Source organism: Muribaculum sp. NM65_B17 (genome assembly GCF_004793735.1).
GTDB classification, from domain to species: domain Bacteria; phylum Bacteroidota; class Bacteroidia; order Bacteroidales; family Muribaculaceae; genus Muribaculum; species Muribaculum gordoncarteri.
Genome location: NZ_SRYY01000022.1, coordinates 1 through 12,824, shown reverse-complemented (window position 1 = coordinate 12,824; position 12,824 = coordinate 1). Strand labels below are relative to the sequence as shown.

At 48.8% G+C, this 12,824-nt stretch carries 11 protein-coding genes; 4 read left to right on the top strand and 7 right to left on the bottom strand.

Annotation, left to right across the window (positions count from 1 at the left end):
• The 4 genes from E5354_RS14030 to E5354_RS14015 form a co-directional block, all read right to left on the bottom strand.
• On the bottom strand, positions 1-220 hold a 220-nt coding region (locus tag E5354_RS14030), incomplete at its 3' end, for a hypothetical protein (RefSeq protein ID WP_135947842.1).
• 142 nt (positions 221-362) lie between these two features.
• On the bottom strand, positions 363-692 hold the full coding sequence (locus E5354_RS14025; RefSeq protein WP_136419428.1) for a hypothetical protein: 330 nt from the start codon (positions 690-692) through the stop codon (positions 363-365).
• Between the two features lie 104 nt (positions 693-796).
• The gene (locus E5354_RS14020; RefSeq protein ID WP_168353915.1) at positions 797-1,942 is read right to left on the bottom strand and encodes a tetratricopeptide repeat protein; all 1,146 of its coding nucleotides are present in this window, start codon (positions 1,940-1,942) and stop codon (positions 797-799) included.
• A gap of 299 nt (positions 1,943-2,241) precedes the next feature.
• Positions 2,242-3,207 carry a cation diffusion facilitator family transporter gene (locus E5354_RS14015; protein WP_135947839.1) on the bottom strand — a complete coding sequence of 322 codons (966 nt, stop codon included), beginning with the start codon at positions 3,205-3,207 and terminating at the stop codon, positions 2,242-2,244.
• Positions 3,208-3,313: 106 nt separating this feature from the next.
• Here E5354_RS14015 and E5354_RS14010 point away from each other — a divergent pair, with 106 nt between their 5' ends.
• Positions 3,314-3,661 carry a PAS domain-containing protein gene (locus E5354_RS14010; protein ID WP_135947838.1) on the top strand — a complete coding sequence of 116 codons (348 nt, stop codon included), beginning with the start codon at positions 3,314-3,316 and terminating at the stop codon, positions 3,659-3,661.
• Here the strand turns inward: E5354_RS14010 and E5354_RS14005 are convergent.
• From E5354_RS14005 to pepT, 3 genes are read right to left on the bottom strand one after another with little or no spacing between them, the layout of a single operon-like run.
• Positions 3,649-6,072 (bottom strand): glycosyl hydrolase family 95 catalytic domain-containing protein, encoded by a 2,424-nt coding sequence (locus E5354_RS14005; protein ID WP_135947837.1) that lies wholly within the window; start codon positions 6,070-6,072, stop codon positions 3,649-3,651. The two genes, E5354_RS14010 and E5354_RS14005, sit on opposite strands and share 13 nt — an antisense overlap.
• An 8-nt stretch (positions 6,073-6,080) precedes the next feature.
• Positions 6,081-7,007 (bottom strand): tRNA (adenosine(37)-N6)-dimethylallyltransferase MiaA, encoded by a 927-nt coding sequence (gene miaA / locus E5354_RS14000; protein WP_246863832.1) that lies wholly within the window; start codon positions 7,005-7,007, stop codon positions 6,081-6,083.
• A gap of 10 nt (positions 7,008-7,017) precedes the next feature.
• Positions 7,018-8,238 carry a peptidase T gene (gene pepT / locus E5354_RS13995; RefSeq protein ID WP_123397270.1) on the bottom strand — a complete coding sequence of 407 codons (1,221 nt, stop codon included), beginning with the start codon at positions 8,236-8,238 and terminating at the stop codon, positions 7,018-7,020.
• Positions 8,239-8,427: 189 nt separating this feature from the next.
• On the opposite strand from pepT, the gene cysK reads away from it, so the two are divergent.
• From cysK to galE, 3 genes are all read left to right on the top strand, one after another.
• Positions 8,428-9,375 (top strand): cysteine synthase A, encoded by a 948-nt coding sequence (gene cysK, locus E5354_RS13990; protein WP_135947835.1) that lies wholly within the window; start codon positions 8,428-8,430, stop codon positions 9,373-9,375.
• Positions 9,376-9,633: 258 nt separating this feature from the next.
• On the top strand, positions 9,634-11,499 hold the full coding sequence (locus tag E5354_RS13985; RefSeq protein WP_135947834.1) for a peptidase U32 family protein: 1,866 nt from the start codon (positions 9,634-9,636) through the stop codon (positions 11,497-11,499).
• A 72-nt stretch (positions 11,500-11,571) separates the two neighbouring features.
• Positions 11,572-12,609, top strand: a complete 1,038-nt coding sequence (gene galE, locus E5354_RS13980; RefSeq protein ID WP_123397266.1) for a UDP-glucose 4-epimerase GalE — start codon at positions 11,572-11,574, stop codon at positions 12,607-12,609.
• Positions 12,610-12,824: the final 215 nt, after the last annotated feature.

The following is a 12,824-nucleotide window of genomic DNA, read 5'->3' as shown; positions in this document are numbered from 1 at the left end:
CAACTACAGTTACATTATCACTGTATTCGCCATATACGCGTAACACATCATTGTCATCGATGGTGACATAAGGAGAATGTTTTGACGGCATTCTTTTGGGAAGGTTTTTATTATCTGGATGGTCATTTTCAGTGCATACAGGAATAATATCTTCTCCTAATAGCATTATATTCATTGAACATATAGCAGCAATAATTAATGATATAAATCTAGTTTTCATTTTATAAAGTGTTAAAAATTATATCACAAATATAAAATGAGGCTTTATTCTATCCAAGATTTTTAGTGCGCAAAAAGTGCGCATTTTCAAAAAATGTTATTCTTTAGTGCGCAAAAAGTGCGCAAAAAACGTATTAATACATTTATAATGAGCGGATAAATGAGTCCCAATCTCGGGCTGACGCTTTCTCAATTTTGAATACTTTTGCATATAGTCTAGATCTAATAGATGTTACGGTTTCTTTTGAGCGATTAACCATTTTGCTGATGTTGGACGGGCTAATGCCTATCTTTATGAGCATTGTCACTCTCCATTCCAATGCCCTCATGAATCTGTCGGGATGCAGTTTTTTATAAAAATCAGGACAATTGGAAATTATGGATTTTTCAAGAGCTTTCCACTCATTATATGATAGATTGAAATTATTATCCGAAATATTTCTTTTTATCTTCCCAACAATCTCGCTTGACATTAATTTATTGTCGGAAATTTGTTTGGAACTTGTCAAATCTTCCAGTTGTGCCGTGGTTTGATTTAATGTGTTTTCTAATTCGGTAATGTAGTCGGTCAATGAATTTACTTTCCATTATATGAATGGTTTTCTAAAAGCAGATTTGTTATTTTCGCATGCAATTCTTCCGTTACTTTCAATTTTTCATTGAGAATATTCTCAGTTTCGCTCTCATGTAAGAATTTCATATTATTAAGTAATTCTATTTGGTGTTGTGATTTCAATTTTATTGATTTCCACCAAAAGAATATAAAGAGCATAATCAATATAGATATAGCTGACAATATTATTATAATCTTGTTTTTGCGCGCATTATTGACTTTTAAGTCGCTGTTTTCTATTTTATATAGTGAATAGTCATAATTTGCCTTTACACGAGCTACAGCTTCAGCACCCTCTATCTTTCTAATTGAATCAACCGCATCGAACGCTTTGTTATTGTATTTTAAAGCATCATGCCATTGCATTTTTTGTATGTGATACAGTGTAATATTTCTATAAGCATTCCTTTTTGCATATATAGAGCCGTTATCACATAACCATAATAGATATGGCAATGCTTGTTGTGATTTGCCCCGTTGCATATAAATTTTGGATGTTATAGCATATAATACACTTTTTAAATTCTCGGTTTTATAATCATACATAAGAGCTTTCTCTATTAGAGAATCGGCTACCTCTTTATTGCCCAATGAGTTTTCAAGATATGCATATTGTGAGAGTAGACATCCAGATAATTCCTCTTCATTGATACTTTGTGATAACTCATATGCTTTCTTATAACAGATTAATGCGCTATCTTCATGATTCATGTTAATGTAAGTGTGAGCTATCTCTTTCAATCCATCAATTATAAACAATGTGTCGTTTAGCGCATAGGATAAATCCAATGATTTTTTATTAGCGTTAAGCGCATATTCAAAAAGACCTTGTCTATAATATAAATCACCGATTTGGGTATATATGTACGTTCTTAATCTGTCATTATCGTTTGAAATGAGGGAGTTGACTGCTTTCTGGTAGTAGTCGAGGGCGCGGGGAGCGTCGCCGAGGTCGCTGTAGACTCGTCCGGCGTAATATAGGGCAAGCGGTGTGAGATCGGGGTCGGAGTGGCCGGTGAAGTACTCGACCACGGGGGCTATCATCGAGTCGTTGCGGTGCTCGATGTAGGCCTTGTCGCGTGACTTTATAAGCATCAGGTCGTAACGCATCCGCGTTGCCTTGTCGGCTTGATTGATGGCGGGTGACAGTGAGTCGAGGAGCGCGATTGCGCTGTCGGGGCAGGTGTCGGCGAGCCGTCCGGCGCGGTCGATGTCGTCGCGCAGACGCGAGTTGTCGGCACACCCGGCGACGACGGCGATGCACACGACGGTGATGAATATGTGTAACAAATGCTTCATAGCTTCCGCGAATATACGAATAATCCGCGAATTTCGCCCAATAAATGTGGAGAGCGGAGGGGATTTGCGGACGCGGGTATGCGCTTGTGCGTGAGGTTATGGTGGCGGGGTTAGGCTCCGCAGGAGCCGTCGCGGAGGAGCTCTTCTCCTCGGTAGGGTTCAATGTGGGTGGTTATTATGGTGGAATCGTTGCCGAAATCGTTTTTGAGCTTGTTTTCAACTTCAGTTGCTATTGAGTGGCCTTGTTTCACTGTTATATCGGGGTTTACTTTAAGATGCACTTCGATTATGATTTTGGATCCGTTGCGACGGGTGCGTAGATGGTGATAGGTTCTTACGCCTTCCGATTCGGCGATTATGTGTCGTATCTGGTCTTCCATCTTTTCGGGCAAAGACACTTCAAGCAGTTCGTTTATTGCCGGAATTGCCATTTTTATGCCTACGATTATTATGAATACGGCCACAATCATTGCCGCAATAGGATCGAGTATTCGTCCGTTCTCGCCAAGAAACATCGCTCCTGCCACTCCGACAAGGGTAGCTACTGAAGAAAATGCATCGGACCTGTGATGCCAGGCGTTTGCAATGACGGCCCCTGACTGGATTCTTACTCCTACGCGTCGAGTGTAGCGAAACAACCACTCCTTTACCACTATCGAGGCGAAGCATATAGCGAGAGCAATCCATCCCGGCCTTGCGAGCTCTTGGCCTCGCAGGGCGAGTATTACATGCTTTATCCCGTCGATGAATATGCCTATACCTACTATAATCAAGGCGACAGCAATGAGCATCGTAGCGAATGTTTCGTATTTGCCGTGTCCGTATTGATAGCGTGCGTTGGGTCGTCGACGCGCAATGCCTACCATTACCAAAACTATCACATCGGTGATGAAGTCGGAAAACGAGTGAATACCATCGGCCACAAGTGCTCCCGACCGCCCCACGATGCCTGCGATGACTTTGGCCGTGCCAAGCGCGGCGTTGCACCAAAATCCCACCCATGTTACATGACGGGCTTCCTTCACGGCTTCTTCGGGCGTTACGGAAGGGTGTTTTATTGAATCTGAATTATCCATAATGACGCAAATATAGACATTACTTATTAAAAATGGAATAATCGGTTGCTTTTTCATCGAATATTCTCGCTATATTTGTCAATTGTTGATAAATAATGCATTTTCAATGGAAAATAGTGAGAAAATATTGCCCGACTGGGCCAAGGCGATGAATTGCGCTGTGACGGTGTGTGATGCCGATTGCAATATAATATACATGAACGATAAGGCTCGTGCCACATTTGCGGCGCATGGCGACTTGATAGGCCGCAATCTGCTGGAATGTCACAATGAGCGTTCGGTTGCCATAATAAAGGAGCTGCTGGCAACGGGAGGTGTCAATTGCTATACGATCGACAAGAAGGGCGTAAGGAAGATGATATATCAAACGGCATGGCGCGATAACGGCTCAGTCGCCGGCCTTGTTGAAATATCGATGGAGATACCTGAGAAGATGCCCCACTACATAAGGTGAATGTCGACGGATTGTCCTGGCTTCAAGCGTAGTTTCCTGGTAGTTCCGTTATAGTGCAGCTTTGTCGAGCCGCCGGAACGTGAAGTGACTGTGGCCGACTTTACTTTGCCGTCCTTCCACGCGAAGTCGACCGTGAATCCGCCACGGGCGCACAATCCTTTTACTTCACCCTCGCTCCAGTCGTCGGGTATTGCCGGAAGCAATGTTATGCTCTCGGGTGTTGACTGGATCAGCATCTCGGCCACACCGGCGCTGCCTCCGAAGTTGCCGTCGATCTGGAACGGAGAGTGAGCGTCGAGCAGATTGGGGTAGGTGCCGCCTCCACGGCGCGCGTCCTTGCCCCGATAGTTGTCGGGCGATATGTAGTTAAGCAGTTTGCGGTAAATGTGATAGGCGTTTTTGCTGTCGCGGAGCCTTGCGTAGAGGTTGACACGCCAACCGGTGCTCCATCCGGTTGTTTCATCACCTTTTATTTCAAGTGTACGAGCTGCAGCCGCAGCCAGTTCGGGAGTGTCGTCGACCGACAGGTGATGACCGGGATATAGCCCGAACAGATGGGACTGATGACGGTGTCGCGGATCCTGGTCGGGCCAGTCGTTATACCATTCCTGAAGGTTGCCGTTGTGTCCTATCTTGTAGGGCTGAAGGCGCGAAAGGGTGGCCGACAGTTGCGATGCGAATTTCTTGTCGATGCCAAGCTCGCGTGTTGCTGACAATGCGTCGAGCAGGCACTCGCGGGTCATTGCAATGTCGGAAGTGTTGCCGCAGGATGTAGCTCCGGCATATCCGTCGGGTGTCATGAACTTGTTTTCGGGAGAGGTTCCGGGCGAAGTCATCAGCTTGCCGTCCTTTTCAATAAGCCACTCCATGCAGAATTCAGCGGCACCTTTGAGCAGCGGATAGTTACGCATGAGAAACTCCTTGTCCTTGGTGAACTGGTAGCGCTCCCAGATGTGTGTTGCCACCCATGCGCCGCCCATGTTCCATGAAGCCCATGACGGGTCGCCGCCGTTTAGTCCCACAGGGCAGGTCATGGCCCAGATGTCGGTGTTGTGTCCAAGACACCACCCCCTATTCACTCCGTAGTAGTTGCTTGCGGTTGTCTTGCCGGTTTTGCTGAGATTTTCAATGAATCCTAACAAGGGGTCGTGCATTTCGCTCAGATTGGTGACTTCGGCACCCCAGTAGTTTTCCTGTAGATTGATGTTGCTTGTGTAGTTGCTGCTCCACGGAGGAAGCAGCTTCTCGTTCCACAGCCCTTGCAGATTGGCCGGCACGCCGGGTGTGCGAGAACATGATATGAGCAGATAACGGCCAAACTGGAAATAGAGCGCTTCGAGTTCGGGATTGCGCTCGTTGAGTTCGGTGTATCGGCGAAGCTGAACATCGGTGGGGAGTGCGGCAATCTGTGGATCGGTGGCTCCAAGGTCGAGGTTCACGCGGTCGAAGAAATGGCGATAGTCGGCAATGTGAGCCGAGCGCATATCTTCGTAACTCTTTTTTGATGCGAGCTCCATGCGTCGATTGGCAATCGCTTTGTAGTCGCGACCTTCCTTGACCGGGTCTTTGTCGAAGCCGTTGAAGCTTGTAGCATTGGTAATCAGTATCGTGACTTCGCGAGACCCGTCGATTTTGATGTCGCCGGTAGGATAGGCGGTCACGCCTTTGCCGTCGGGCGTTATGGCTTTTATGACGGTGAGGAAGTGTATGCCTCGGGCCGGGTCATAGAGATGCTTGTCGGAGTCCTTAAGCCCGTCGTAATAGTTGGGATAGGATTGGTAGGCGGCATATCCTTCAGCTTCTATGACATTTCCGTGTGCCCGAGTTGAATGGGGCAGCAGGGAGTCAAAATAGAGGCGCGCCTTTATGCCGTCGGGATTATCGGTGGTAATCTTTAGGGCTATCACCGAGTCGGGGGCCGATGCCAGGTATTCGGTGCTGAAACTGTAGCCGTCGCGTGTGTATCGGGTAGCGGCGACCGCTTCGTTAAGGTCGAGAGTACGCTTATAGCCCGAGATGCCCTTCGTGTTGTCATATTGAATCAGCAATCGGCCGAGTGGCTGATAGTTTTGGCTGTAGTGTCCCTGAATCTTGCGGTTGGCCATGTCGGCTTCGCGATATTTTGCGCTGTCGAGCAGCGAGCGTATTTCGGGCAACGCTTTATAGGCGTCGGGCGTTGTAACGCCGTTTTCAGGCTCACCGCTCCACAGGGTTATGTCGTTGAGGGATATTTGGTCGGATGATGTGCCTCCGTATATCGTAGCTCCCAATGTCCCGTTGCCTATGACAAGTGCTTCCTCAAAAAATTCGGCCGCTTTGTCGTAGTGCAGGGTGAGGTTGCGGGAGAGTGCCGATGCTGTAGAGAGGAGGACGGCGATGATTAGAAGTGTGATGTGACGGTTGTGATTCATGACAATGACTATATATCCAATTTCAATTTTGAAGTTATAAGCTCCAAAGCCTGTTTATATGCGCTTTCGGGATTCAGTTTTATCAGGTCGGGGTCGCGTTGCAGCCATGTGAGTTGTTTCTTTGCGTATACCCTCGTGTTCTTGGCGATGCGTGGCACTGCAACATCAAGGGTCATCGTGCCGTCGAAAAATGCAAACAACTCTTTGTAGCCTACTGTGTTAAGCGAGTTAAGGTGCTTCAGGTGATATACGCTCCGGGCCTCTTCGATGAGCCCCTCCGCGATCATGTTGTCGACGCGACGGTTTATGCGGTCAAAGAGCGTAGGACGGTCGTAATCGATCATCATCTTGATGATGCTGAACGGCCGCTGCTTGGCTTCGCCTGTACGAAGGGAGGAGTAAGGGACACCTGCTTCAAGGCAAATTTCCACGGCATGAACGAGTCGGCGATGGTTGGCTGGGTCGGCTGTGCGCAGATATTCGGGGTCGAGGTTGCGTAACGTGGCTCTAACTCCTTCTATTCCTTGGCTTTCGTAGAGTTGCATTGCATGGCGGCGGATGTCGTCGCTTATGGTGGGCAGTTGGTCGATGCCGCGTGTCACGGCATCGATATACATCATCGAGCCTCCGCACATTATGGCGATGTTGTCGTCGTTCCACACCTTCGGTAGGAGCTCCATCACATCGCTTTCGTAACGTGCCGCGCTGTAGTAGTCGTCAAGGGCGAGGGTGCCTATGAAGTGGTGGCGTGCCGCAGCAAGCTGCTCGGGTGTAGGAGCTGCGGTGCCTATGGGAATATCGCGATAAAGCTGGCGCGAATCGGCTGAAATGATGTCGCATTTCAGGGTTTGCGCCAGCTTTATGGATAAATCGGTTTTACCGGAGCCTGTAGGTCCGGTGATGATTATAAGGGTAGGGCGGGTGTCGGTTGACACGTGCATTAGCTTATCGCTGAGCTACAAGACGAGCTATTTCAACAATGACATCGGTGGCCTTCTCCATCGATTTGACGGGTATGTATTCATAGCGTCCGTGGAAGTTCAGGCCGCCTGCGAATATGTTGGGGCAGGGCAGACCCTTGAACGACAGCTGGGCTCCGTCGGTGCCTCCGCGTATGGGCACAACGTGGGGCGTTACATCAACATTGCGCATGGCCTCTTCGGCGATGTCGATGATAAATTTCACCGGCTCGATTTTTTCGCGCATGTTGTAGTACTGGTCCTTGATTTCGATTGCGGTGCTGTTGGGGAACTCGTTGTTTACCTTTCTCACGAGGTGCTCAAGCTCCTTTTTGCGGCGTTCAAAGCGGTCGCGGTCGTGGTCGCGGATGATGTAGGTAATCGTAGTCTGCTCCACGTTGCCTTCGATTGATGTAAGGTGATAGAATCCTTCGTAGCCTTCAGTGTGCTCGGGAGTTTCCCAGCGAGGCAGCATGGCCATGAACTGGTTGGCGATGCGGATTGAGTTTATCATCTTGTGCTTGGCATATCCGGGATGCACGTTGCGGCCTGTGAAGGTTATCTTGGCCTGTGCGGCATTGAAGTTCTCATATTCAAGTTCGCCGATTTCTCCGCCGTCCATGGTGTAGGCCCATTTGGCGCCAAACTGCTCGACATCGAATTTGTGGGCGCCTTGTCCTATCTCTTCATCGGGATTGAAGGCAATCCTTATCTTTCCGTGTTTTATTTCGGGATGCTTTATGAGGTAATCTACCGCAGTTATGATTTCGGCGATGCCCGCTTTGTCATCAGCTCCGAGCAGCGTGTTGCCGTCGGTCACGATGAGGTCCTGACCAACGTAATGGTCGAGCTCGGGAAATTCGCGCGGTGACAACACGATGTTTTTCTCTTCGTTAAGAACTATGTTGCCGCCCTTGTATTGCGTGACAATGCGGGGTGTCACATGATGTCCCGACATGTCGGGCGATGTGTCAAGGTGTGCGATGAAACCTATTGTGGGAATGGGCTTGTCGGTGTTGGCCGGAAGGGATGCCATAAGGTATCCGTTTTCGTCCAGTGATATCTCCTTGAGTCCCATTGCCTGAAGTTCCTTCTCAAGATGTTGGGCGAATATCATCTGCCCCGGAGTCGAGGGCCAAAGGTTGGTAAGTTCGTCACTTTGAGTGTCAAACTTTACGTATTGCAAAAATCGGTCAACTACATTCATGGATTACAATGTATTATTTAGGTATATAATGACTACAAAGTTAAAAGAAATAACGCAATAAAAAAGTATTTTGGCATAAAACATCTGCCGGCGGTCGCAATTTTTCGCTTTTGGATTTGTTTATTAGTGAAAAATCATATTAGTTTGCATAAATAATCTATTCATCTTTATTTAACTTAAATATTCTATATGGAAAGAATCTACAAAAGTCTTATTGAATTGATAGGTAACACCCCTTTGCTTGAGGTGAGCAACATCGAGCGCGAGGAGGCGTTGAAGGCGCGTCTGCTCGTTAAGGTGGAGTCGTTCAATCCCGGTGGCAGCGTTAAGGACCGTGCCGCTTACTACATGATCGAGGATGCCGAGAAGAGGGGTGTGCTGACTCCCGGGGCGTTGATTATAGAACCTACAAGCGGAAATACCGGAATAGGACTTGCCTGGGTTGCTTCGCTGAAGGGATACAAGCTGGTGCTGACGATGCCCGACACGATGAGCGTCGAGCGACGCAACCTGCTCAAAGCATTGGGCGCGTCCATCGTGTTGACTCCCGGAGCCGAGGGCATGTCGGGTACAATACGTAAGGCGATGGAGCTGAAGAATGAGAATCCCGGTTCGGTTATATTGCAACAGTTTGACAATAAGGCCAATCCTGCTTCTCACGAGAATACTACCGCCGAGGAGATTTGGCGTGACACCGATGGCAAGGTGGATGTGTTTGTTTCTGCCGTAGGTACGGGTGGAACCGTAAGCGGAACCGGACGAGGTCTTAAAAAGCATAACCGTGAAATCGAGGTGTTGGCCGTCGAGCCTGAGGGTTCGCCTGTGCTTGAGGGCGGTAAGCCGGGGCCGCATAAGATTCAAGGAATCGGAGCCGGATTCATCCCCGAGAATTATTATGCCGAAGTGGTTGACCGTGTAATGGCGGTGTCGGATGACGATGCGATACGCGGCTCGCGCATTTTGGCGCAGCGTGAGGGATTGTTGGTGGGCATCTCGTCAGGTGCCGCTTTCAGTGCCGCGCTTAAGCTTGCTAAAAAGCCCGAGTACAGCGGAAAAACGATTGTTGTGTTGCTGCCCGATACGGGCGAGCGTTATTTGTCGACCGTACTTTATGCATTTGATTCATATCCACTTTAATGAATATATGGTTAATTTGTGTTAATGAGGCGTATATTTTATGTATATGATATGTTATCTATAATAGAAAAATGCATATCTTTGCAACAGTTTTTCATGGTATTAGATTTAAGGTAAAAAGATTATTCGTCGTGATGACGGGTAATTTTTTTATGCCTTTACGGAAGCCCTGACTGTTCACGCGTGGCAAAAACAAAATAAATTTTGCTTTTTGCTCTCAGCTTATTTGTATCTTTGTGGGCAAAACATTGAATCCAGATGACGACTTATAAGCCATTGCGCAAGATAGAGCTTCTTGCACCGGCCCGTAATTCCGATATAGCTATTGAGGCGATAAAGCATGGAGCCGATGCGGTGTACATTGGCGCCGATGCATTCGGGGCTCGTGCGGCTGCCGGCAATTCGGTTGAGGATATAGCTAAAGTGGTCGACTTTGCCCACTCTTTCCTTGCCAAGGTCTACGTGACGGTCAACACTATTATATATAATGATGAGCTTCATCGCGTGGAGAACCTTATCAAGGATCTATATCGTATAGGTGTTGATGCCGTGATTGTGCAGGACATGTCCGTGCTGAGGCTCGATTTACCCCCGATTGCTTTGCATGCCAGTACGCAGTGCGACACCCGCACTCCTGAAAAGGCCCGGTTCCTGCAGGATGTGGGATTTTCCCAGATTGTGCTGCCTCGCGAGATGTCGCTCGATGAAATACGTGCGGTTCATGAGGCTGTCGATGTGCCGTTGGAGTCGTTTGTGCACGGGGCTCTTTGTGTGAGCTACAGCGGCGACTGTCAGGCGAGCTATTCGCTTAAAGGACGCAGCGCCAACAGGGGAGAGTGCGCCCAGATATGTCGTTTGCCTTTTGACCTGTATGACGGAGCCGGAAATTGTCGTCGCCGAGGACAGCATCTGCTTTCGCTGCGTGACCTTAATCTGAGCGACCGAATCGAGAGTATGCTTGATGCGGGCGTTTCATCGTTCAAGATAGAGGGTAGGCTGAAGGATGCGTCCTACGTGAAAAATGTAGTGGCCCATTATCATAGAAAGCTTAACGAGGTGATTGCCTCATCGGGCGGGAAATATGTCAGAAGTTCCGTTGGCGAGGTGCGTCACTCTTTTGCCCCTCAGCTTGACAAGAGCTTTAACCGAGGATTCACGCGTTACTTCATCGACGGAGCCGATTCCCGGCTGTCGATTGCATCAATATATACGCCTAAGTCACAGGGAGAGCGTGTTGGTGTTGTCAAGGCGGTTAAACCCGGATGTCTGATTGCATCGCTTGACTGCGTGTTGAGCAATGGTGACGGACTGGGGTATTTTGACTCGCGCAACTGCTTTGTGGGGTTCCGTCTTAACCGGGCCGAGGGCGATAGGTTGTTTCCGGCATCGAAAGTGGATGTCGCACCCGGCACAGTGCTGTATCGCAACAGCGACAAGGCATTTGACGATATGCTTTCCCGTGACAGTGCCACACGCAGTATCGGGGTGACGATGGCGTTGAACCGCTCGTCACGCGGCATAGTGCTGAAGGTGGACGACGAGAGGGGCAACGGTGTCGCTGTGACGCTCGACATGGATGAGATGCAGCCCGCCAATACTCCCCAGGATGCGGCGCGTCGCAATGCCCTCGGAAAGTTGGGCGGTACTATATATGTATTGAAAGAGCTTGACGACTCGCTCGGCAATCTGTTTGTCCCTGTGTCAAAATTGGCCGAGCTGCGCCGTCGTGCGGTTTCGATGCTCGATTCGGCCAATCGAATTCGATACGTGGCCGATCGAAGGCGCGATGAGATTCCTGATGCGAAGTTCCCCGGCAACGGAGTGCTCTCCTATCATGATAATGTGGCCAACGACAAGGCGCGTGACTTCTATGAGCAGCACGGCGCAAAGTTGGGCGAGCAGGCGTTGGAGGTGGGTAAGTCAAAGCCCGGTCATCGCGTTGTCATGACTACGCGTTATTGTCTGCGCAGGGAACTCGGATGCTGCCTGCGTGACAACGGTGAGGCGCGAATGCCTTCTCCGTTGACGCTGCGTAACGGCGGCTCCTGCCTTGAGTTGGAATTTGATTGTCGCCAATGTATAATGAGGGTGATAAATGTTGGTGTGAATAAGAAATTTTCTTAATTTTGCATCAATCCAAATAATAAACCATGTAGACATTAACTTATACAATTTTATAATATACCTATCACAGTCATGAAGAAGGATATGATTTTGGTTACGGGTGGAACCGGATACATTGGTTCGCACACCGTGGTTGAGCTCCAGAAAGCGGGCTATCCTGTAGTTATAGTGGATAATCTGTCAAACTCCAACAAGGAGGTCCTTGACGGGATTGAGCGTATTACCGGCATCCGCCCTGAGTTTGTAGAGGCAGATTGTACCGATATGGTCGCTCTCACAGCTTTGTTTGACAAATATCCCGGAATCAAGGGAATAATCAATTTTGCTGCAAGCAAGGCCGTGGGCGAATCCATGCAGAAGCCTATTCTCTACTATCGCAACAATCTTAACACGCTCATGAATCTGCTCGACCTCATGGGTGAGCGTGGCGTAAAGGGCATCGTATTCTCTTCGTCATGTACAGTGTACGGCGAGCCTGATGTTAATCCCGTGACCGAAGCCGCTCCCATCAAGAAGGCCACTTCGCCTTACGGCAACACAAAGCAGATTTCGGAGGAGATTATAACCGATGTAATCAACGCCGGAGCTCCTTTCAAGAGCATCATCCTTCGTTACTTCAATCCGGTTGGAGCTCATCCGAGCGCCGAAATCGGCGAATTGCCTAACGGAGTTCCCCAGAATCTCATCCCTTATTTGACTCAGACCGCCATTGGCGTGCGCAAGGAGCTTAGCGTATTCGGCAATGACTATAATACGCGCGACGGTTATTGCATCCGTGACTTCATCGATGTTGTAGACCTTGCGCGTGCTCATGTCATCGCTGTAGAGCGTATGCTTGAGGACAAGAGCCCCGAAAAGATTGAGATATTCAACCTCGGAACCGGCAACGGTCTGTCGGTTATGGAGCTTATCAATGCTTTTGAGAGTGCTACGGGCGTAAAGGTTCCTTATAAGATTGCTCCCCGTCGTGCCGGTGACATTGAGCAGGTGTGGGCTAATCCCGCCTATGCAAATGAAGTTCTTGGCTGGAAAGCTGAAACTCCGATTGAGGACACGATGCGTTCGGCATGGGCTTGGCAGCTTCGCCTTCGTGAGCGCGGAGTCATGTAATAGTACTTTATATACCGTTTTTTTAAGGTCGTTGTCGTTGGATGGCGACCTTGATTTTTTTTTGTGTTCTGCAGGTGTTGATTCACAGGTGGTTGTGGATTTGTTTGGGATTTTGGTTGAAAAAAGTGGTGAAAAAATTTGGCGGTTACGGACAAAGGGCGTAACTTTGCACTCGCTTTTGAGAAAGCGGTCATCCGGCGGAGGCCGGGACGCTC